The sequence below is a fragment of the Hujiaoplasma nucleasis genome (assembly GCF_013745115.1).
Taxonomy (GTDB): domain Bacteria; phylum Bacillota_I; class Bacilli_A; order Izemoplasmatales; family Hujiaoplasmataceae; genus Hujiaoplasma; species Hujiaoplasma nucleasis.
Window position 1 is genome coordinate 151,504 of record NZ_CP051151.1, and the last position, 23,360, is coordinate 174,863.

At 29.2% G+C, this 23,360-nt stretch carries 21 protein-coding genes; 19 read left to right on the top strand and 2 right to left on the bottom strand.

Annotated features, from left to right (window positions below; translation table 11 throughout):
- The first annotated feature begins 5 nt into the window (after positions 1-5).
- The 11 genes from greA (at position 6) to holA (ending at position 10,167) form a co-directional block, all read left to right on the top strand.
- The gene (gene greA, locus HF295_RS00720) at positions 6-476 is read left to right on the top strand and encodes a transcription elongation factor GreA (RefSeq protein ID WP_312031927.1); all 471 of its coding nucleotides are present in this window, start codon (positions 6-8) and stop codon (positions 474-476) included.
- 17 nt (positions 477-493) lie between these two features.
- The gene (locus HF295_RS00725) at positions 494-1,201 is read left to right on the top strand and encodes a 5'-methylthioadenosine/adenosylhomocysteine nucleosidase (protein WP_312031928.1); all 708 of its coding nucleotides are present in this window, start codon (positions 494-496) and stop codon (positions 1,199-1,201) included.
- Positions 1,182-1,859 carry a M48 family metallopeptidase gene (locus HF295_RS00730; protein ID WP_312031929.1) on the top strand — a complete coding sequence of 226 codons (678 nt, stop codon included), beginning with the start codon at positions 1,182-1,184 and terminating at the stop codon, positions 1,857-1,859. Before HF295_RS00725 ends, HF295_RS00730 begins: the two co-directional genes overlap by 20 nt.
- A gap of 80 nt (positions 1,860-1,939) precedes the next feature.
- Positions 1,940-2,500: a YqeG family HAD IIIA-type phosphatase gene (locus tag HF295_RS00735; RefSeq protein ID WP_312031930.1), complete on the top strand. Its 561-nt coding sequence runs from the start codon at positions 1,940-1,942 to the stop codon at positions 2,498-2,500.
- A 3-nt stretch (positions 2,501-2,503) separates the two neighbouring features.
- Complete coding sequence (gene yqeH, locus HF295_RS00740; protein ID WP_312031931.1) at positions 2,504-3,625, top strand: ribosome biogenesis GTPase YqeH; 1,122 nt, start codon at positions 2,504-2,506, stop codon at positions 3,623-3,625.
- Positions 3,626-4,201: a bis(5'-nucleosyl)-tetraphosphatase (symmetrical) YqeK gene (gene yqeK, locus HF295_RS00745; protein WP_312031932.1), complete on the top strand. Its 576-nt coding sequence runs from the start codon at positions 3,626-3,628 to the stop codon at positions 4,199-4,201.
- Positions 4,198-4,545 (top strand): ribosome silencing factor, encoded by a 348-nt coding sequence (rsfS, locus tag HF295_RS00750; protein ID WP_312031933.1) that lies wholly within the window; start codon positions 4,198-4,200, stop codon positions 4,543-4,545. Before yqeK ends, rsfS begins: the two co-directional genes overlap by 4 nt.
- Positions 4,535-5,215, top strand: a complete 681-nt coding sequence (locus HF295_RS00755; RefSeq protein WP_312031934.1) for a class I SAM-dependent DNA methyltransferase — start codon at positions 4,535-4,537, stop codon at positions 5,213-5,215. The genes rsfS and HF295_RS00755 overlap by 11 nt, the downstream gene beginning before the upstream one ends.
- A 78-nt stretch (positions 5,216-5,293) precedes the next feature.
- Positions 5,294-7,045, top strand: coding sequence for an SLBB domain-containing protein (locus HF295_RS00760; protein WP_312031935.1), 1,752 nt, complete (start codon positions 5,294-5,296; stop codon positions 7,043-7,045).
- Positions 7,014-9,149: a DNA internalization-related competence protein ComEC/Rec2 gene (locus HF295_RS00765; RefSeq protein ID WP_312031936.1), complete on the top strand. Its 2,136-nt coding sequence runs from the start codon at positions 7,014-7,016 to the stop codon at positions 9,147-9,149. Before HF295_RS00760 ends, HF295_RS00765 begins: the two co-directional genes overlap by 32 nt.
- Positions 9,150-9,207: 58 nt before the next feature.
- Complete coding sequence (holA, locus tag HF295_RS00770) at positions 9,208-10,167, top strand: DNA polymerase III subunit delta (RefSeq protein ID WP_312031937.1); 960 nt, start codon at positions 9,208-9,210, stop codon at positions 10,165-10,167.
- Between the two features lie 71 nt (positions 10,168-10,238).
- Here holA and rpsT read toward each other — a convergent pair whose 3' ends face one another.
- Complete coding sequence (rpsT, locus tag HF295_RS00775; RefSeq protein ID WP_312031938.1) at positions 10,239-10,499, bottom strand: 30S ribosomal protein S20; 261 nt, start codon at positions 10,497-10,499, stop codon at positions 10,239-10,241.
- A 161-nt stretch (positions 10,500-10,660) separates the two neighbouring features.
- On the opposite strand from rpsT, the gene HF295_RS00780 reads away from it, so the two are divergent.
- Positions 10,661-12,574, top strand: coding sequence for a glycoside hydrolase family 65 protein (locus HF295_RS00780; protein WP_312031939.1), 1,914 nt, complete (start codon positions 10,661-10,663; stop codon positions 12,572-12,574).
- Positions 12,575-12,586: 12 nt separating this feature from the next.
- Positions 12,587-14,008: a pyruvate kinase gene (gene pyk / locus HF295_RS00785; RefSeq protein ID WP_312031940.1), complete on the top strand. Its 1,422-nt coding sequence runs from the start codon at positions 12,587-12,589 to the stop codon at positions 14,006-14,008.
- 32 nt (positions 14,009-14,040) lie between these two features.
- On the opposite strand, the gene HF295_RS00790 is transcribed toward pyk, so the two are convergent.
- Positions 14,041-14,772, bottom strand: coding sequence for a phosphatase PAP2 family protein (locus tag HF295_RS00790; RefSeq protein ID WP_312031941.1), 732 nt, complete (start codon positions 14,770-14,772; stop codon positions 14,041-14,043).
- A 135-nt stretch (positions 14,773-14,907) separates the two neighbouring features.
- Here HF295_RS00790 and HF295_RS00795 point away from each other — a divergent pair, with 135 nt between their 5' ends.
- Genes HF295_RS00795 through HF295_RS00820 form a run of 6 tightly spaced genes read left to right on the top strand, consistent with a single transcriptional unit; the run spans position 14,908 to position 23,360 of the window.
- A complete protein-coding gene (locus HF295_RS00795; RefSeq protein ID WP_312031942.1) occupies positions 14,908-15,774 on the top strand; it encodes a hypothetical protein in 867 nt (288 codons plus the stop codon).
- Position 15,775: 1 nt separating this feature from the next.
- Entirely contained in the window at positions 15,776-16,006 is a 231-nt protein-coding gene (locus HF295_RS00800) for a DUF6199 family natural product biosynthesis protein (protein WP_312031943.1), read from the top strand.
- 42 nt (positions 16,007-16,048) lie between these two features.
- A complete protein-coding gene (locus HF295_RS00805) occupies positions 16,049-17,887 on the top strand; it encodes an ABC-F family ATP-binding cassette domain-containing protein (RefSeq protein ID WP_312031944.1) in 1,839 nt (612 codons plus the stop codon).
- Positions 17,888-17,932: 45 nt separating this feature from the next.
- Positions 17,933-19,636 carry an arginine--tRNA ligase gene (gene argS / locus HF295_RS00810; protein ID WP_312031945.1) on the top strand — a complete coding sequence of 568 codons (1,704 nt, stop codon included), beginning with the start codon at positions 17,933-17,935 and terminating at the stop codon, positions 19,634-19,636.
- Positions 19,637-19,661: 25 nt separating this feature from the next.
- Positions 19,662-21,488 (top strand): ABC transporter ATP-binding protein, encoded by a 1,827-nt coding sequence (locus tag HF295_RS00815; protein WP_312031946.1) that lies wholly within the window; start codon positions 19,662-19,664, stop codon positions 21,486-21,488.
- Between the two features lie 12 nt (positions 21,489-21,500).
- The gene (locus HF295_RS00820; RefSeq protein WP_312031947.1) at positions 21,501-23,360 is read left to right on the top strand and encodes an ABC transporter ATP-binding protein; all 1,860 of its coding nucleotides are present in this window, start codon (positions 21,501-21,503) and stop codon (positions 23,358-23,360) included.

Below are 23,360 nucleotides of genomic sequence, written 5' to 3' on the forward strand. Positions count from 1 at the left end.
ATATAATGGAAAATAAATTTAAATTAACCCAAGCTGGGTTTGAACAACACCAAAAAGAATTAGAAGAACTTAAGGGTCCTATTAGAGAAAAAAACTTGCAAGATTTACAAGAAGCAAGAGCTCAAGGTGACTTATCTGAGAATGCTGATTACGATGCAGCTAGAGATGAGCAAGCAAGAATAGAAGCTCGTATCAAAGAAATTGAGAATATTTTAAAAAATGCTGTAATTATTAACGAAAACAGCCGATCAAAATCTATTTCTGTGGGGAAACAAATCACAGTTAAATTTATAAAACAAAACGTTGAAAAAAAATTAAAATTAGTTGGACCTGTTGAAGCTAACCCATTAAGCAATCAAATCTCTGATGAATCACCATTGGGTAAAGCACTTATTGGACAAAAGAAAGGTCAAATTATTCATTATAAAGCTGAAACCGGTAAAGAAATAACTGTTGAAATATTAGATGTTAAATAGAGTGTGAGGAATACATTGTGATAGGAATCATAGGCGCATTAGATATTGAATTAAACTTTCTATTTGAAAATATGGTTATCGCAAGGACAGAATTGATTGCCGATAAGACTTTTTATTTAGGACATATAAAAAACCAAGAAGTTGTTGTCTCTAAATCTGATATTGGTAAAGTGAATGCAAGCATCACTGCGACCATTATGGCAAGTTATTTCAAAGTAAAATTGATTATTAACACAGGTATAGCTGGTGGTTTGCATCCTGCTCAAGTAGGAGATATTATATTGGCTAATGGCTTGTCGTATTTCGATGCTTCAACCACAGCGATTGATGATGCTCCTCATGGCCAATTAGGGGATGATCCTTTAATAGTCAAGACTGATAAAGCTTATTTGCATAAAGCCATTAATGTTTTTAATAAACTAGCATATGATTATAAGATTGGACATATTGTTTCTGGAGATAAATTTGTAACCAAGATAAGAACATTAGATAAGATTAGTAAGAATGTTACTAATATTTTAGCCTGCGAAATGGAAGGTATGGCCATAGCCATAACTGCTTATAAATTTAATATTCCTTTTATTTCAATTAGAGGTATTTCTGATGTGGTTGAAGATAAAGGACAAACCCTATCTTATAAAAAAATAGCTCATGAAATTGCTAAAAAAAGTTCTCAATTTGTTCTATCTTTTTTAGGAGTGTTAAATGAATCAAATAAAGCTTGATAATTATGTTTTTAATTATCAAGTTTTTTTCAATAAGATAAAACATGTATATTTAAGAATAGAAAAAGACTATATTAAAGTCACTTGTCATCCTAGCTTTAGTCAAGATCAAATAGAGGCTTTCTTATATAAGCATAAACGATGGATTATCAATCGATTAAGCATAGAAAAAAAAGATATCTATAATTTGAAGTCTTTCTCTTTATGGGGTCAAGAGTATAAAGTAAGAGTAAATAAAAATATTTCTCGCTCTATTTATCTTTTTGATAGCCATATCAATATTAAATCTGATACTATTGATGGAAAAGTAATTGAACATTTCTATAGAAATGAAACTTTAAAAGAAATAAAACAGATTATTGAAGATAATAAGGAATTATTGAAGCAGTACTTCAATATAGACCAGCTTACTTTTAAAGCTCAATTAATGAAATCAAGGCTTGGAAGTTGCATTACGCAAAAGAAAATCATCAAACTAAATTCCATACTGGCAAGATTAGATAAGAAATATCTAAAACTAGTCTTATTTCATGAGTTAGTTCATTTAAGTGTCCAAAATCATTCTAAAAATTTTCATGATTTACTTGAGGTTTTATATAAGAATCATCGTCTTGCCACTCGTCAATTAAATCATGAAATTAAAAAGTATAAAATGTAAGTGTTCACTCATGAAAAAATAGACATTTACCTTTAAATATTATATAATAATATATGCAATGTATAATCCTGGAGGCAACTATGATCGAAATTTTTCTGAAAAAGAAATTCTTTTACCCAAATGAATACCAGAAAACCGTTTTTGATATAGATTTTAATAAGTTAAAATCCAAGGGTATACAACATATATTAATTGATTTAGATAATACGCTTATCCCCTATGATGAGCATTTACCGAACACAAGAATAGAAGAATTAGTAAATCAAGTTAAGTCTTTAGGATTGACAATGACAATTATTTCTAATAATAAAGAGAAGCGAGTTCAAGCATTTTCTAAAGCCATTCAATTGGATTATGTAAATAGCTCAAAAAAACCATTAAAATATGGTTTCAAAAAAGCTTTAAAAAAACTTTCTTATCCTTCAGTAAGCACAGTTTGTTTGATTGGAGATCAATTCATGACAGATGTGTTTGGGGGTAATCGAATGGGCTTTTACACGATTGTTGTCGATGCAATAAAAAGAAAAACTGAAAAATGGTATACCAAGCTTAATAGAAAATTAGAGAATAAAGTTCTTTTAAGGTTAAAAAAGACTGATCCTGATTTTTATGATTTGATGAATTTAGCGGAGAAGAGGTAGAGTATGAGTCAAGATGCATATTGTAATGGCTGTGGTTCAAAAATACAAAGCACAGACAAAACCAAACCTGGATTTATTAGTGAAGATTTATTAAAAGAGAAATCATCAGATGAACTAATATGTCAAAGATGTTTTAGAATTAAGAATTATTCTGAAACATTTCCTTATGAGGTATCAAACCAAGATTTTTTGCAAGTAATAGATAAAATTAGAAACGAAGATGCATTAATTGTTAAAATTGTTGATATTTTTGATTTTTCAGGATCTTTCGTACCAGCAATTAAGACTTTAACTGAAAAAAAAGATTTTATATTAGTTGGAAACAAAGTAGACCTTTTACCAAAAAATGTAAAGCATAAAAAGATATTGAGTTGGCTAAAAATAATGTTGAGAAATCAAGGTTTTGATGTTTTAGATAGTGTACTTGTATCTGCTAAATATGGTGATAATTTTGACGAGTTAATGAGATTGATTTATAAGTATAAGGGTAATAGAAATGTTTATATTGTGGGTTCAAGTAATGTGGGTAAATCTAAAATTATTAATCAAATATTAAAAAGATATTTAGGTGCAGCATCTGACATAGTAACAGAATCATTATCCCCTCAAACAACTTTAGGTTTGATTGGTTTTAATCTTCTTGATGGTTCAATCATTTATGATACACCTGGAGTGGTTAATAAACATCAATATATGCATTATTTATCGAGACAGTCTTACAAGGCAACATATCCACAAAAAGAAGTAAAACCACTTGTTTTTCAGTTAAATGAAGAACAAACTTTATTCTTTGGTGGTTTGGCAAGATTAGACATTATTTCTGGTGAAACCTGTGATATTATAAATGTCGTAACTTATTTTTCAAATAGGTTAAATATTCATCGAACTAAGACTGATAGAGCAAACAAATTATATAAAGATAAATTATATTCTTTATTGTCTCCACCTGTTTCATCAGAAGAAGAATTACCTAGATGGGTCTTTCATGAGTTTAGAATTAGAGACAATCAAAAATATGATATCGTCTTTTCTGGTTTAGGCTTTGTGACATTAAGAGCACCTTTTCATGTTAAAGCTTATGCACCCTTTGTCGTGGGCGTATATACTAGGTTGGCCATTATATAAATGAAAAATTTATTAGACCATATAAAAGACTATCTAATTCATGAATTTGAAAGTGATTCCTATAGGCTAAAGCATATTTTTTCAGTTGCTGAAATGGCTGTTAAATTGGCTAATCATTATTATATAGATGTTTATAAAGTAGAAATAGCTGCTTTATTACATGATGCTACAAAAAATGATTCAATTGAGACTATTTGGTCAATGGCACAAGAGGAATTTTCATTAGAAGAATTAGAGAAGATTCCTAAAGGCTGTTTGCATGCATATTCGGCTGTTGTTTTAGCTAAAAATAATTTTAATATCCAAGATAAAGAAATTTTAGATGCAATAAAATACCATTGTCATGGTAGAATGGGTATGTCAAAGGTAGAGCAAGTAATTTATTTAAGTGATTACCTTGAAGAGACAAGAGATTTTGTCACAGATGATTTTAGGCAACTTGCTTTTCAAAATCTTGATCTTGCAACGGCTAGAGTTGTAAAAGAAACCATTGATTATTTGCATAAGAAAAAAGCATATATATCTGAAGAAACATACAAATTGTATGACTATTATTATATTGGAGGAAATGAATGAGTAAAAAATTACAAAAAGTAGTGGATGCCCTATTAGACTTAAAATTATTTGATGTTTTGGTTTATGATTTTAAAGATGTATCCCCTTTTTTTGATTATCAAATCATCGCATCAGCATCTAATGAAAGACAAGCTCATTCATCGATTGAATTTGTAAAAAAAGCTCTAGACAATCTAGATAATTACCATGTTGAAAGTGATCCTGCAAGTCGTTGGGTCCTAATAGATTTACAAGATATTATTATTCACGTCTTCCATAAAGATACAAGAAATGATTACCAAATTGAAAAGTTGTTTTACGATCGTAAGCTTATAAGTCAAGAGGAGATCCAAAATGGAGTATGATTATTTAGCAAGTTTTTATGATGCTTTTATTGATCAAGAAGTCTATGAGCAATATCTTGATTATATAAATAAATACTCAGGATTAGGATCTGTTTTAGATATAGGATGTGGAACGGGTAATTTATCTTTACAATTGGCTAGAATAGGATATGATGTAGTAGCCACAGATTTAAGTGAGAGTATGTTGCATATTGTAACTCAAAGAGCTGAAAATGAAGATTTAAAAATCGAAGTTGGAGTTTATGATATGTTAGATCCTATTGAATTTCAGTTTGATTTAATTATTGCTTCTATGGATGTGATTAATCATTTGTCTGATTTAGAAGATGTTGAATTTGGTTTTACGAATATATTTAATTCTCTTAAAGAAAATGGTGTATTTATTTTTGATGTTTTATCTGTAGAGTTTATAGATGCTTTTGATGGCTATGAAGAAAATGATAAAGACTATCAATTTCATTGGCATAGCGAGAAGGGTGATAAACCACACAGTATAGTTCATACCATTAGGGTTGAACACTTGGATAACCCCCATGAAATTCAAATATATGAACAAACTCATGAATATATAGAGTATGAAAAAATATTGGAAAAAGTCGGTTTTAAAATTGTTGATTCAAGATCAATGCCTGAAAGAAAAATATACGTTGTTCAAAAACAAGAACTCTAACACTTCAAAAGAAGTGTTTTTCTTTTTTTCAAGAAGAATTTTCACCACACTCAAGTAGTATATGATTGAGGTGGTACAATGAAATTCTTAAAAAATAATATGGGTTTTATTTTAATATTTTTAGCAATTCTTGCTTTTTTTGCTTATAATACAATTGATTTAAAGGATCAAGAAATTAATCCTTATCCAATAAGCACTGAGGACTCAATTCATAGGCAAATTAAAGTAGAGGTTAAAGGAGAAGTGCTTCAACCAGGTATTTATGATTGTTACGATAATGATAGGGTAGTAGATTTGATTAATAAGGCAGGAGGACTTACTTTAGCAGCTGATACAGCCACAATCAATCAATCAGAAAGAGTTTATGATGAGATGGTTATTATTGTACCAAGGATATCTAGTGGTCATATCCCTCCTGAAGATATTTATCGCTATATATATGTTGAGATTAAAGGACAAGTGAATGAACCAGGAGTCTATAAAATTAAAGAAAATGCAATTTTAGATGATTTAATCTTGATGTCTGGGGGTTTAACACCCTTTGCAGATATTAGAGAAGTCAATTTAGCTGAAAAACTAAAACATGAAAAACTCTATATAATTGAGAAGCTTGTTGATCAATATATTTATGTAGAAGTTAAGGGACAGGTCAGGAATCCAGGTGTTTATCAAATGAATCAAGGTGATTTATTAAGGGATGCTATTGATGAAGCTGGAGGTCTTAAAGAAGAGGCTTATACAAAAGAACTAAATTTGGCTAGACTTTTGGTAAACAATGAATTTATCTATATATATCATCTTGATGATATGCTAGATGAGTTTGCAGTAGAAGTTAAAGGTCAAGTGAAAAATCCAGGAGTCTACTATTTTAAACAAGAGACTAGAGTAATTGATGTAATTCAAAGTGCAGGAGGCTTTACGGACCTTTCAAATTACGAAAAGGTTAACTTATCTGAAATTGTTGAGGATGAACAAGTTATAAATATTCCTATGCTTAAAGAAGCAACTCTCTTTGCTGTTGATATTAAGGGGCAAGTTAAGTACCCAGGAGTATATTATTTAAAAGAAGGATCAAGAATTATTGATGTGATTGGTATGGCGGGTGGTTTTAGACCTGATGCAGATTCAAGTCTTGTCAACTTATCTGAATACGTATATGACGAGCAGGTTATAGAAATTAGTGAAGTGGACAATGATAAAGAATATTTTTATGTAGAATTAAGAGGGCAAGTCATTTTACCTGGGATATATAGCTTTTTACCAGGAGAAAGATTAATTTCTATAATCAATAGAGCAGGTGGGTTAACGGCTAAAGCCGATATAGACAATATGAATTTGACAAGACAATTGGAAGATCAAGAGGTAATTGTTGTTCCTAGTATTTATGAAGAAAAAATATATGTTCAAGTTTCTGGAGAAGTTTTTAATCCTGGTTCTTACTTAGTCCCAAGAGGGATTGATATGATAGACCTATTAGAAATTGCAGGAGGATTAACAGTTTATGCAGACTATGAATATATTGACTTTTATCAAGTATTTTATTCAAATTCATCAGTCTACATTCCAAGTATTCCATCTACTGAAGTCATAACTGAAGAGGTGACTACACAAATTCCAGATCTACCAAATAACCCTTCAGGAAAAGTCAATATTAACCTTGCGACTAGGGAAGAACTACAAACATTGACTGGTATAGGTGTTATTCTAGCTGAAAGAATTATAGATTATCGTATGCAGCATGGTTTCTTTGAAAATATAGAAGGTATTATGAGTGTTAGTGGTATAGGAACAAGTATCTATGAAAATATTAAAGACCATATTACAGTCTAACGCTTCTAAATATATCCATATTGTTTTCATTCTTTCTTTAGCCCTATATATAAGAAAACAGCCATTAATCCTAATGGCTGTTTTCGTCTATTCAGTGGTATTATTCAAAAAAAGAAAAAGTCTACTTTATTTATCAATGTTCATTTTATTTTTAGTAATCATAAGATTAAGTTTGATAGATCATAGAATAAATGAACCTATCCCATTACAAGCTAAAGTTTTAAAAGTTGATGTTGATTCATTATTAGTCAAATCAAAGTATAAGTATTTAGTATATCTCGATGATACTTCATTTTATTATCCTGGAATGACATTAAAAATAAATGGTCAATATCGAGAACTAGATATCAAAAATTTACCTAACAGTTTTAATTATTCACTTTACCTAAAATCACAAGGTATTCAAGCTGTCATTGATGTTGAATCTATTCGTGTGCTTGACAATCAAAAAAGTATATTTTATTTGCAATACGCACTTCAAAATTGGATTGATAAAACTTATGATGGACATATACAAACATATCTAAATTTGTTTATTTTAGGAGATAAATCATATCTAAATCAAGAGATTTACTCGGCATCATTAGATATTGGTATATCCCATCTTTACGCAATCTCAGGTATGCACTTAGGATTGATTATATTAATGCTTCAGACTATTTTAAATCAATTTTATTTAGATAGAAAAACCCACTTATTGCTGATGTGTTTTTTTCTTATAATCTATAATATAATAACGGGTTTTTCTATTTCTCTCATAAGGGCATCACTACTCTTTGTCCTTGTCTTTGCATTTAAAAAAACATCCAATAAACTTTCTGCTTTGGACTATCTAACGGTTATTTTTATTGGCTTTTTGTTGTATCAGCCCTACTTAATTTATTATATAGGTTTTCAATTATCTTTTTTAATGACCTTTGTGATCATAGTATTTTCTAAATTGACTTATAAAAAGTCTAAAATAAAACAACTATATATTCTATCAGCTTTAGCTTATGTTTTTTCTTTACCTATTATATTAAGTGCTAATCATAAAATTGGTCTTATGAATATTATATATAATCCTATTTTTATTATATTCGTTATGACATTTCTTTTGCCTGGAACATTTGTAATTTTAATTTATCCACCTTTCAAAATAATCTATACTCATTTTATTCAAACCTATGAAAAAGCTATATTATTTGGTCAAAGTTATAATCTATATATTGATTATAGTTTCTTTAATGGCATGATGATTCCTTTATATTGGCTCCTTTTAGTTGTTAGTATTAGTGTTTTATATAAAGGGAAAAAATTTAAACTATTAGCATCTTTGTGGTTGTTTTTTATAATTCTTAATTCTTCGGCTAATAGTATATCAATGATATCTCGAGTAAGTATTTTAGATGTCAACCAAGGTGATGCTATTTTTATAGAATCAAATCATTGTAAAGCAATTATAGATACCGGTAATGTTGACGATTACAATTCCTTAATAAATTATATTAAAGGCAGAAATATAAATCAAATAGACATTTTATTCATCAGTCATCCTCATCAAGATCATTATGGAGAAGTAAAGGACTTGGTTAATGAAATTCATGTCAATAGAATTTATGTTAGTAGATATATTAATACTATTGATAAGGAATCTCAAATAATTGCAAAAAAAGGCGATCAAATAATATGCAAAAAACAAGTTTTTTCGATCATTCACTCAAATATAGATGATAATAACGAAAACAATAATTCTTTGGTTATCTACACCAAAATTCATAATGATGGTTGGCTATTTACTGGAGATATAGAATCAAAAGTAGAAGCAATGATTATCAAAGAGTTTCAAATGGATATTAAACATCTTAAATTAGCTCATCATGGTTCGGATACTTCATCTACTGATGCATTTCTTAATGCTTATAAACCTAAATATGCTTATGTTTCTGTTGGAAGAAATGATTATGGAATGCCTTCAAAAAATGTATTATCAAGATTGAATGCCCATCAAGTAAGATTATATTCAACTTATGAGATAGGTAGTATTGAGGTAAATTACATAGGGAAATTTACCTTTACTACAACTTATATTGACGGTAAAAAAACCTATAGATTTAACAAATGAGAAATGTTAATTTTTTGCTAGTTGTGATATAATAATTAAGGTAAAGTGAGTTGATGTTATGAACAAGAATTGTTATTTGCTCTATGGAGATGATCATTTTTCTATTAAAGAGAAAACCAATCAAATTTTACTCGAGAACGATATTCCAGAGGATGCTATTGAAATTTATGACTATGAAGAAGTTGGATTGCATATTGCCTTATCCAATGCTTTAACTTTACCTTTTTTGGTAGATAAGAAAGGTGTTGTTGTTCGTAACTCAAGCTTCTTAAAAAAACAAGGAAAAATGGACGAAAATGAAAACGAAGAATTAATTCGTTTTTGTAAGATGAATGTTCAAGAAACTGTTTTTATCATTCAAGCACCCTATGAACAATTAGATGGCCAAAAAAAGATTGTGAAGTTCTTAAAGAAGAATATCCTTCATCATACTTATAATCAAAACAAAAGTTTGAATGTCTTTGAATATGTTAAAGATAAGTTATTAGAGAACCAAATAAAAATTGAAACTTTTGCATTAACTCAGTTTGTTAATAGAATTAATCATGACTTAGATAGTGTAAATAATGAAATTGAAAAACTTATAGCATATTCTAGTGGGAAAGACATAATTAATTCAGAAATAATTAGTCAAATAACAGTCAAGGATGTTGATGATAATATCTATAATTTAGTGAATGCCTTACTGGACAATAATAAAACTAAATTAATGGAAATTTACCAAGAGTTAAAATCCATAAATACGAGTGAAATATGGATGATTTCAGCCATATCAAATAAATTCTTAGAAATCCTTCATACAAAATCACTTACGAAAATTGGCTACAATCAAAGTGATATTATGTCTTATTTTAATGTATCTAGTGGGAGAGCTTACTATATGAAAAAAAATGCTGAAGAAACGGATATGGATGAATTAATCAAACATATGACTTCTTTAGCAAATTTAGATTATAAAATTAAAAGTGGTCAAATTGACAAAAGTTTAGGAGTTGAACTGTTCCTACTAAACGTATAAGATTGACAGTAAATATAAATAAAAACGTTCGGATGACGAACGCTATTCTTTATTTATTTGATTGAATTTAATTATAGAGCATTAACTTTTTTAGATAAACGAGCTTTTTGTCTATTAGCATAGTTTTTGTGATGAATGCCTTTAGAAACAGATTTATCAATTTTTTTGAAAGCATAGTTTAATGCATCAACAGCAAGTTCTTTTTCGCCATTTTTAACAGCTAATTCTACTTTTTTAATAGCAGTTTTTAAAGAAGATCTGTAAGATACATTAGCAAGACGTCTTTTTTGATTTTGAATATTACGTTTCATTTGTTGTTTGTTGTTAGCCACGATTTTCACCTCCATGTGTACAGCGTAACTATTTTATCAAATAAACTTGAAAATTGCAACAAATAAAAGTCGAAATTATGTAAATTAATAGGATAGTGTCTTGGTATTTATTTTAAAAGAAGATATAATAAATAAAAATATATTTTTTAGGTGGTAGCATCATGAATATTAATTCAAATACAATTGCTGATACAAAACTTAATATGCAACGAATGCTTCTAAGAAACCAAAGTCTCACTTGTTATGGAGTTCTTGAAGAAACATCAGATAAATTGGTTTCTGTTTTGTTAAAACACGATAAGAAAACAGTTGTTTCATACAATCCATTATTTTCGATGATTAAAGCCAATGATATAATTTTAAATCCACAGTTTATAGAGCCTTTAACTCATGATTTTAATATGGATTTACATGGTAATATTTTATATAGAGATTCTAAATATAAAATTAATACTTGTGAAATAAACATTAAAAGTGAAAGATTTTTACTTGAAGATGAATCAATTATTATAATGAAATATCAATTTTCAAGTTCTGAGTCTATTAATCTTGATTTTTATTCAGGTGTCAATGAAAATATTGAATCTGCAATTTTAAATACAATAAAAGTCCAATCTACTTTACATGAAATTTCTCTAGAAACAGATCAACCAAACCATAATATAGTAATTGTTTATGAAAAAGATTTTAGACATCAAAACCGTAATTTAGAAAAAGATCCTATTGAACACTATGAAATTAAGACTGAAGCCGATAGGGTCTATTCTATTATAAAATATATTGGTCTAAGTAAAGATATAGATCAGTTAAAAAGGAAACTTTACGGGATAAAAAACCAAGGTTATGAAATGGTGAAATCAAAACATCTTGAATATAACCATAGACAAATAAACAAATATAGAATAAATATTATTAACAATGAAAATTTACAAATTTTATCAGACTTTTCTATTCGACAATTGCTTAATCATTCAGGGAATATTGATGAAGTTTCTCCTTCCGGTTTGGGTCAATGGTTGCCATATTATTTTTATATAATGAAGGAACCTAAAAAAGCTAAAGCATTATTAGAAAAACAAATTAATGCTTTACCTGAATTTATTCTTTTAACTGGTCAACTAGGATATAAAGGGGCTTTATTTAGTTTGGATATTAACAAGAAGCCTTTGGGTCAATATCATATATTAAATGGTGCATTCTTCACTCATATGCTTCATTTATATTTAGAGCAAACTGATGATGTTTCAATTTTTTATTCTGGGGCAATGGATACAGTTGCGGCTATTTGTGACTTTTATCTTGATTATTCAAGATATGATGAAAATCACCATCATTATAGTATAATGAATGTGTCTGATTTAGCAGCTTCTATCCATCATATTGATAATCATACGCTAACCAATCACATGGTTAAACATACCATTAGATTATATAAATTATTCCTAAATAAAGTGAAAAAACTAAATAAAGCATATTATAATGACTTTATAAAAAAATATCATGTGATCAAAAAGCTAAAAGCACTCGATCATCTTTACCAAAAGATATTTTTAATGAAGGCCAACATTCACGAAGAATTATTGCCTTATCAAAAATTTAACGATGATTTTAAACATGATAGACTTGCTTTATTGAATCAACATGTTTCTTTAGTTCAAGATCAAATTCTGTTATTTGTAATTTTTAAAGACAAATTTAATCAAACAATCATGAAGAGTAATTATGATTCAATAAAAGATAAGTATCAAAATCAAGCGATTAATCAACTTTACTCGTCTTTATTGCCTATGGATCACACTATAGAAGATGCTTTAGAAATAGTATTAGAAAATTTATCGATTGAAAAAGAGTCCTTATTTGTTAATCAAGAAAATCTTGATGTAGGTTTGGCTGGCTTTATATATTATTTTATAGTCTTTAGACTATGTAAACTAAATCATGTGAAAAACCAATTTACTGTGGATGCTATTCTACCAAAATCAGTAAGAAGAATTGAATTTGATTTTTTATTCAAAACATACCTAGCTCAAGTGAAAATAAAAAGAAATAGCGCTCGTATAGAGTGGAACCAATAGGAGGTTAAAATTATGAAAAGAAAAACAAAAATTGTTTGCACCATTGGTCCAGCCATTGACTCGCCTGAAATGATTGAAAAAATTATTGATGCAGGGATGAATGTCGCAAGACTAAACTTTTCTCATGGTAATCATGAAGAACATAAGAAACGCATTGAAATGATTAGAAGTATCTCTAAGAAACTTAATAGATATATAGGTATCATGGCTGATACAAAAGGTCCCGAAATTAGGACTGGTGATTTTAAAGATGGTTTCCAATCATTTAAAAAGGGAGATATAGTAAAAGTAGTAAGTGAGCCTATATTAGGGACAAAAGATGCTTTTCATATTTCTTCTAAAGAAATGTTTGATGATGTTCAAGTGGGAGATTATTTGTTGATTGATGATGGTAAAATGCGTCTGGATATTAGAAAAGTATCTCCTAACGAATTAGAATGTATGGTATGGAATACAGGTATCATCAAAAGTAAAAAAGGTGTTAATATTCCTAATGCTAAATTAAGTATGCCTTTTATATCAAGCAAAGATGAAGCTGACATTCGTTTTGCAGTAGAAATGAAAGTAGATTTTATAGCTTTATCATTTGTTAGAAGAAAAGAAGACATTTTAGCTGTAAAAGATATCTTAAATAAAATCAATGCTCCTCAAATTGAAATTATTGCTAAAATTGAAAATCAAGAGGGTGTTGACAATCTTGATGAGATTCTAGAAGTCACTGATGGAATTATGGTTGCTAGAGGAGATTTAGGTGTTGAGGTATCAACTCAACTAGTACCTATTTATCAAAAAAAGATTATTCAAAGAGCAAATGAAATGGGTAAACCTGTTATTACTGCGACTCATATGTTAGAATCAATGATGTTATCACCAAGACCAACTAGAGCTGAGGCAAGCGATGTTGCTAATGCTATTTTGGATGGGTCTGATGCAATTATGTTATCAGGTGAAACAGCTGCGGGAGAATACCCAATTGAATCTGTATTAACCATGGATACTATTGCTAAAGCTATTGAAGATACTATTGACTATGAACAAAAACTAACTAAGTCAATTAAAACATCTCATCCAACCACCAATGATGCTATTGGAATTGCGGTTAGTCAAACAGTCTTGGCTCTTCCAAAAGCAGAAGTAATTATAGCTTTTACTGAAACAGGTGGTACTGCAAAAAGAATGGCTAAATTTAGACCAGGCGTTCCAATAATAGCAATTACTAATAATGTAGAAACTTGTCAAAGATTGTCTTATTATTGTGGGGTATTTGCAACGATTGGTGAAAATGTAACTGATTTAAAATATCATGATCAAGTTGCTATTAAAGTAGCTAAAGATTTTGGGTTTGAAGTTGGAGCTACATTAGTGATCACTTCTGGCTGGGGTCAAAAACATGGTTATACCAATACCATGAGAATCATAGATATAGAAGAATAGTAAAAGTAAAGGACTAGTTCAAAATAAATGAACTAGTCCTCTTTTTTTTCTAAGTTAAAACGAATATTAATCTTTTTAAAAAAATTACATACATTTTCATGCCATTTATACTTAATAATTATCCAATAAAAACCTTCAGTTAAAATGATGCCAACGATAAGATCAATGATATAATGTTGTTTTAAAGTCTGAGTGGCAATGATGATTGAAATAGACAGAGTATAGATAATAATCTTATTGACTTTAGGCATGGTTTTATCATTTCTAACCCCTACAATAGCAATCCAACTTGAAATGGTATGCATGGAAGGTAAAGCATTTCTTGGACCAGCTTTTTGATAAATCCACATAACGATACTTTCAGTAAATGATAAATCAGTTCGTGGAGTTAAGTAGTTATTGTCAAGAAATAAACCAGAGGTCACTCTCCATGCTTCTACATCTGATTGCCAAAAGAAATACCAAACTCCACATATAGTGAATGTAATCATTGCGAGAGTGGTAATAATATACATGTTTTTTTCTGAACGATAACTAATATATATAAAAGCAAAAAACCAAAAGGGATAGGCTATGATATATGGGTAAATTGTCCAAGCTAAAAAAGGAACTGATTGATTTAAGTTATAAAAAATATAAGAATAGTCTTTGCCAGGATTGCCAAAAACTTCAGCATAAATTTGATTTCCAAAGTAATTAACAAGCAAAAATAACAAAGCAACTGACAAGGGAATCAGTAGTTTTTTAACTTTAGCGATTTCCATATAAATCCTCCATTTGATATTTCTTCAATATTATATCACAATAAAAATATCTTGGGTAGAGGATAAGGATTTTGATTTTTATTGATAAAGATTGATGAATGTGATAAAATGATATGAGTAAAAAGTGAGGGAAAAATGTTTGGATTTCGTAGCGATGGAAAAAAAATAAAAAGAATTGATCCTTTTATGAAAATAGTACCGCACATCATGTTTAATCGGAATGATGCACTGGTTGCTAAATTTGAAGATATTGATTGTTCTAAATTAGATTCATATATACTTAATAAAAGGCGTGAAGAAAACGTCAAATTAGATTATATGGATATTATTATTTCTGCTTTTGTTAGGGTCTATTCTTTAAGACCAAAACTAAATCGTTTTGTAGTCAATGGAAGACTATATAAACGAAACAATATCCAATTATGTTTAACAATGAAAAAAAGATTAGTGGATAGCGCTGAAGAAACCGTTATAAAACTAACATTTGATGGGACTGAGTCAATTTATGATGTTATAGAACAAGTCCATAAAACAGTAAAAGAAAATTCTGGTGTTCAAAAAAGAAACACTGTTGATAAGTTAGCTGAATTATTTACCAAAGGACCTAATTTTATCATTAAATATACTGTACGATTCTTTATGTGGTTAGATAAACACGGAATGTTACCAAAATCTATTCTTCAAGCCTCTCCCTTCCACACTTCTGTATTTTTAGTTAATTCTAGATCAATTAAAATGAGCCCTGTACAACATCATATTTATAATTTTGGTACAACTGGAGCCTTTGTCTCAATGGGTAAAGAGACTTTTCAACCTGTTGTCATCAATCCAAACAGTAATGAAATTGGCATTAAAAAACTTATGCCCTTAGGCATTGTTGTTGATGAAAGAATATGTGATGGTCTATATAACAGCTTATCATTAAAAGAACTCAATAGAATTTTAGCCAATCCTGAAGTGTTAGATGAAAAGAACTTAAATGTTGTAAAGGATGAGGAATAGGATGATTATTCCTGGAATCTTCACCATTCTCTTTGGTTTGTTTTTTGTGTTTATAGCATATAAATTTTTATTTAATACAGAGAAAACCATTAGAGCCTTACAAGAACTGAAATATAAGTCATCTAGCCAACCAAACCCAAAGGCCATAATTCTTACAAGAGTATTTGCTGTGATACTGTTATTAATAGGTATCTATTTTATTGGTTTAGGAATCAGTAGTTTGATGAACTAAGAAACAGAGTAATCTGTTTCTTTTTATTTTAAGAGGTTTATTATGAGTTTATTAAGAGTTAACCAAGTATCTAAATCCTTTGCTGGTGATTTATTGTTTGATCGTATATCTTTAGATATTAATCAAAATGAAAAAGTTGCTTTAATCGGAAGAAATGGTACTGGAAAATCAACATTATTCAAGATTATATTAAAAGAAATTTCGCCGGATCAAGGAGAGGTTTTTATTCATGGACAAACAAAAATAGGTTATCTTTCCCAGAACATTATTGAAGATGAAAATCACACCTTGTATGAAGAAGTTGTGACCGTATTTAAGGAAGTTATAGATTTAGAAAAGAAACTTCATGAAATTACACAAGTCATGGAAAAGGATCATTCAGAAAGACTGATGAATCATTATGCAAGAGTTGAGGACGAGTTTCAACATAAGGGTGGCTATGATTATTTGATTAAGATAGATACTCTTTTAAGTCATTTTGGTTTTAAAAAAGAACAATATAACCGCCAAATTAAAACATTTTCAGGCGGTGAAAAAACTAGAATTGCTTTTGCAAAGTTATTAATGATTGAACCAGATATATTATTATTGGATGAGCCTACCAATCATATGGATATAGAAATTATTGAATGGCTTGAAGATTATCTAAAGGCCTATAACAAAGCAGTCTTTGTCATTACTCATGATAAGTATTTTATTAATAAAGTATGTAAAAAAATTATTGAAATAGATCAAAATACAATTGAAACTTATCATGGTAATTATGATGAATATGAAGAGGAAAAAGTCAAACGCTACGAGTTGTTGATGAAAAAGTATCAAAAACAACAGAAGGAAATACTGCATCTTCAAAGTTTTGTTGATAGATTTAGATATAAAGCGACCAAAGCCAAGTCCGCTCAAGATAGAATCAAAAAATTAAATAGAATTGATAGGATAGAAGCACCAAGCAAATCTAATGCTAGGGTACATATTAATTTTAATACCAAAAGACCAACAAAAATAAACATTATTGAATTAAAGAACTTGAGTATTGGTTATGATCAAGCAATTTTAAAAAATATCAATTTTAAAATGCGTGGATTTGATAAAGTTGGAATTATTGGACCCAATGGTTCTGGAAAAACAACATTAATCAAGACTATTATGTCTATGATAGAACCCATTTATGGACAAGTTATTTTTCATAAGCATATGAAAATTGGATATTTTGATCAAAATTTATCAAAGTTTAATCCAACATTGACTTTATTAGAAACTGTTCATCAATATTACCCTACAAAAACATTAACTGAAGTAAGATCTGATCTAGCTAGAGTGATGTTTGTTCAAGAAGATGCTTATAAAACTATTTCGGTTTTAAGTGGTGGTGAATTGGTTAAACTTCATTTATTATTTCTTATGCTTGAAGAACCTGATTTGTTAATATTGGATGAACCCACTAACCATCTAGATATAGATACTAAAAATATTATTGAAGATGTTTTTGAAGATTATGAGGGACCTATTATCTTTATTTCACATGATAGATATTTCATTAATAAGGTAGCTACTAAAATTATTTCTATTTCAAATCACATAGAAGTATATCATGGAAATTACACTGATTATATTGGTCAAAAAAGCATAAATCAAACAAAGGAAATTAAGCCAGTTAACAAAATTAAAAGAGTTTCAATTGAACAATCATTAGAAAAACTTGAAGAAGAGATATCTCATTTAGAAACTCTTATTATAGACCAAAAACAAAAACTGTTTGAAGAAGAAATATACAGTAATATAGATAAGTATGATTTTGAAAATCAGTTATTGTTAGAATTAGAAAATAAATTAAATGAAAAATATCATGAATTAGAGATTCTCGTGAAAAAAGAATATTAAAAGCATTTAGTTTATGATAAAATTATTATGTTATAGGAGGTCCACATGATTAATCAAATTAAAGAAAGTATAAAAAGTGAGTTAGAATTTTTTATATATAATGAATTTCAAACAAAAATAGAAATCGGTGTTGAAAAGCCAAAAAATCCAAATTTAGGTGATTTATCAGTTCCTGTCTTTTCAGTTGTAAAGGCTTTAAGAAGACCTTTGCCAGAGATTGTTAAAATCATTCAAGACCAACTTCAATTGCTGACTATAAGTTCGTTTCTCGCTGAAATTAATTCAGTGTCTGGTTTTATTAATATTAGACTCAATCAAGTATATTTTGCACAAGCAGTTATCAAAGAGTACCAGTCAGCCAAAAATTATGGAGAAAGTCTTATTGGTCTAGGAAAAACAATTGTCATTGATTATTCCTCGCCTAATATTGCCAAACCTTTTTCAGTAGGACATTTACGTTCAACGGTCATAGGGAATGCTATTGGAAATATTCTTGAAAAGCTGAATTATAAGGTTGTTAGAATAAATCATTTAGGTGATTTTGGTACTCAATTTGGTAAGATTATCTATGCTTATTTAAATTTCGGTGATAAAGAAAAAGTAGATAAAAATCCAATTGAAGAACTTATGAAATTGTATGTTGATTTTCATGAGTTAGCTAAAGAAAATCCTGAAATTGAAGATAAAGCAAGGGAAATATTTAAAGAACTTGAGTTAAATAATCCTGAATACGTTTCCTTATGGAAACATTTTAGACAAGTATCTCTTGAGGAGTATATGAAAGTCTATAAAATATTAGGTGTTGAATTTGATTCTTATGATGGCGAAGCTTTTTATAACGATAAAATGCAGACTATTGTAGACGAACTTAAAGAAAAGAACTTATTGGTTAAAGACCAAGGGGCAATGATTGTATCCTTAGATGATGATTTACCGCCTGCTTTAATACAAAAAAGTGATGGATCTACTTTATATATTACAAGGGATTTAGCTGCTTTATTTTACAGAAAAAACACTTATCATTTTGATGAAGTACTATATGTGGTTGGCAATGAGCAAAAACTTCATTTTACTCAATTGCAAGAAGTTGTTAAAAAAATGGGTTATTCTTTTTATGAAGATATTCATCATATTAATTTTGGATTGGTATTGCAAGATGGAAAAAAAATGTCTACACGCAAGGGAAAAATTGTTAAGTTAATTGATGTTTTAGAAGAAGCAAGAAATCTATCATTAAATTATATGAATGAAAAAAATCCTAGTTTAGAAAACAAAGAAGAAATAGCACAAGCTGTTGGCGTATCTGCAATTATATTTAATGATTTGAAAAATTTCAGATCAAATGATATTGATTTTAACCTAGAAGATATGGTTAATTTTGTTGGACAAACTGGACCATATTTGCAGTATACATCGGTTAGAATTTCATCTATTTTAGATGAAAATATTATGGATATTAACTCAATTGACTTTGATTTATATGCAAACGAGGCTAGTTTTGAGTTAATTAAGTCTATTGATGAGTATCAAGATATTTTATTGAAAGCAAAAGAAGACTATGCGCCTTCAGTGCTCGCAAAATATTTATTATCTTTAGCAAGTTACTTTAACAGTTACTATGCTAAAGAAAAAGTAATGGTAGATGATTTATTAGAAAGAAACACAAAATTATACTTAATTTCAATAGTGCGTCACATCTTAAATGATGGAATGAAACTATTGGGAATGAAAATTATTAAGAAAATGTAAAGATTGTTCTTTAGGAGGAGCATAAATGGAAGAGACAATAAAAAATCCTAAACGACATATTGGTAAGTACTTAAAATTAATGGCAAAATGGATGGGAAAATACGGATATTTTTTAATCCCTATATTTATCATCTTGCTTCTTGAATCTTATTTAAGAACTTTGGTGCCGTTATTTGGCCAACATATAATTGATGTTGTTTTAGATGGAAGTGATAATCCGTCTGAACTGCCAATAATTTTAGCGAATTTATTGATTGCCGATACAGTCATGAAACAATTGTTATTGGCTGCTGGATTAATCGTTTTAACAGCACTTATTAGAAGTGTATTTATATTCACAAGAAGATATATGACTGGTTTTTTTTCTGAAAGAACCGCATATAATTTAAGAAATAAACTATATAAGAAATTACAAGATGCAGACTATTCTTTTTATTCCCATGCTGAAACGGGAGATTTAATTCAACGATGTACGACAGATGTGGAAATGTACAAAAGATTTATCTCAGAACAGGTCATTGAAATTGGAAGATTAGGTTTTCTAGTAGGTTTTTCAATATACCAAATGTCTAGAATGAACATTAACATGACGTTGATTTCCTTAATCATCGCTCCTGTTTTGTTTGCTATTGCAATTGTATATTTTAGAAAAGTAGAAAAAATGTTTCATGTTATTGAAGAAAATGAAGCTAAAATGACAACTCACGTTCAAGAAAATGTATCTGGAGCTAGAGTGGTAAAAGCTTTTGCGAACGAAGCTTACGAAGTTAAAAAATTTGATAATTTATCTAGGACTTTCACTGATTCTGATTTTGAGTTAGTAAAGAAAATGTCTATCTTTTGGTCAGTGACTGACTTTTTATCATTTATTCAATTTTTCGTTATTGCTATTGTAGGAGTTATCTATGCATCACGAACAACTATTTCATTGGGAATGTATACAGCATTCTTAGCTTATGCTGGTAATATTATATGGCCTATGAGACAGTTAGGTCGTATAGTTGGCGATTTTTCAAAAGCAATTGTCAGTGTATCACGTTTGGATAAAATAATTTCCGACCCTGGTGAATATCAAGGTGAAGAAGATAAAGTTCAACCTGAAATTAAAGGAAAAGTACATTTTGACCATGTATCATTTAAATTTGATGATGGACAAAATGATCAAATTGTAGATATTGATTTTAAAGTCAATCCGGGAGAAACTGTAGCTATTATTGGTAAAACTGGATCAGGTAAATCAACATTAATTAATTTACTTGTAAGGTTGCTTGATTATCAAAAAGGACATATTTTCATCGATGATGTAGAAGTGAAAGATATTGAAAAACATCATTTAAGAAAAAACATTGGTTTTATTTTACAAGAACCTTTCTTATTCTCTAGATCTGTAGAAGAGAATATTAAGATTGCTGATAAATCAAGTTCTCCTGAAAGGGTAGAGCGTGTGGCTAGAATCGCTCAAGTCCATGAAGATATTGTAAACTTTGAAGAAGGATATCGAACTTTAGTTGGTGAACGCGGGGTTACTTTATCAGGTGGTCAAAAACAAAGGGTTGCTATTGCAAGAATGTTAATTAATCCAAAACCAATTTTGGTTTTTGATGATAGTTTATCAGCTGTGGATACAGTAACTGATATTCAAATTAGAAGAGCATTAAAACAAGAATGGAAAGATTCAACAGTCTTTATTATTACTCATCGTATAACTACTGCTGCAGAAGCTGATAAAATTATCGTGATTGAAGATGGTAAAATTATCGAATCTGGATCACATGAAGAACTTGTCCTAAGGGAAGGTTCATATAAAAGAATTTGGGAAATTCAATCTAAGATTGATTTTCGATTGAAATAGAGGGGGTTTATGATGCAAGATCAATTACGCGATGAAGAACATTTCTCCTCAAAAAAAATAGACTGGGATGTATGGAAAAAGATTTTTTCATTAATGAAACCACTTAAAAAATATGTCATACTAGCTTTAGTGACAGTTGCTTTACTAGCAACTGCTGATGTGGTTTACCCCTATATTACTAAATTTGCTATCGATGATTTAATTAGACCTAATATTAATATAGTTGAAAATGGTGGAAGTCCTGACTTATCAAAGATCAACATTTTAATTATATTCTTTATTGGTTTTATGATATTACAAGCTGTTTCAGTTTATTTGTTTATTATTTTTGCAGGAAAAATACAAACAGAGTTAGCATTCAACATAAGAAAAAAAGCATTTAAGCATTTACAAGAGTTACCATTCTCATATTATGATAGGACCAGAGTTGGTTGGATTATGGCGAGAATGACTTCTGACTCAAGAAACCTAAGTGAAATATTATCCTGGGGTTTTATTGACTTAGCATGGGGATTATTTTTGATTATTATCCTTACAGTTTTTATGTTTGTGATTAATTTTAAGTTAGCTTTAACTGTTTTGGCAGTATTACCAGCTTTAGTATTAGTGTCGATATTTTTTAGAAAATACATTCTTAAAGCATATCGCTCAATTCGTAAAGTGAATTCAAAAATCACAGGAGCTTTTAATGAAGGAATTACTGGTGCAATTACTACAAAAACACTTGTGCTAGAAGCAGAAAATTATGATGAATTTGATCAATTAACAGCTGATATGCGCCAACAATCAATTAAAGCACACATTTTACAAGGCTTGTATTTTCCATCAATGTTATTTATCATATCCATTGGTGTATCATTAGTCTATTTGGTTGGTGGTAACATGGTTAGTATGGATTCATCGACAGCTTTAGAAATAGGTACATTATATTTATTTACAAACTATGTATGGCAGTTTTTTGAACCAGTTAATAATGTTGCTAATATTTATGCAAGATTCCAACAAGCACAAGCCTCAGCAGAACGAATTGTTTCATTAATTGAAACTGAGTTAGAAATTAAAGATACTGATGAAGTTATTGAGAAATATGGAACTGTTTTTGATTATAATTTAGAGAATTTTGAGCCTTTATTAGGTGATGTTGAGTTTAGAAATGTCGATTTTAAATATAATGTTGGTGAAAAGGTTTTAACTGATTTTAATTTGCAGGTTAAAGCCGGCGAAACCATTGCTCTAGTTGGACACACGGGTGCAGGTAAGACAACAATTATTAACTTAATATCAAGATTTTATGAACCGACGTCTGGTCAAATATTGATTGATGGTAAAGATTATAAAGAACGGTCTTTAGGATGGTTACATTCTAATTTAGGTTATGTTTTACAAACTCCGCATTTATTTAGTGGATCTGTTATGGAAAACATTAGATATGGTAAATTAGATGCAACAGATGAGGAAGTAATCCAAGCTGCCAAAGCTGTCGAAGCTCATGAATTTATTATGAAGTTTGAAAAGGCTTATGATACTGAATGTGGTGAAGGTGGTTCTAGACTATCTGTAGGACAAAAACAATTGGTTTCTTTTGCAAGAGCAATTCTATCTGACCCTAAGATATTAATTCTTGATGAAGCTACTTCATCAGTTGATACTGAGACAGAACAAGTTATACAAATTGCAATACACAAATTACTAGAAAATAGAACTTCATTTATTGTGGCCCATAGACTATCAACGATTGTACAAAGCGATCGAATATTAGTTTTAGAAAATGGAAAAGTGATAGAAGAAGGTTCTCACCAAGAATTGATTGATAGAAAAGGATATTATTATAAGCTTTATACCAATCAATATTCAGAAGATATGTTAAAATAA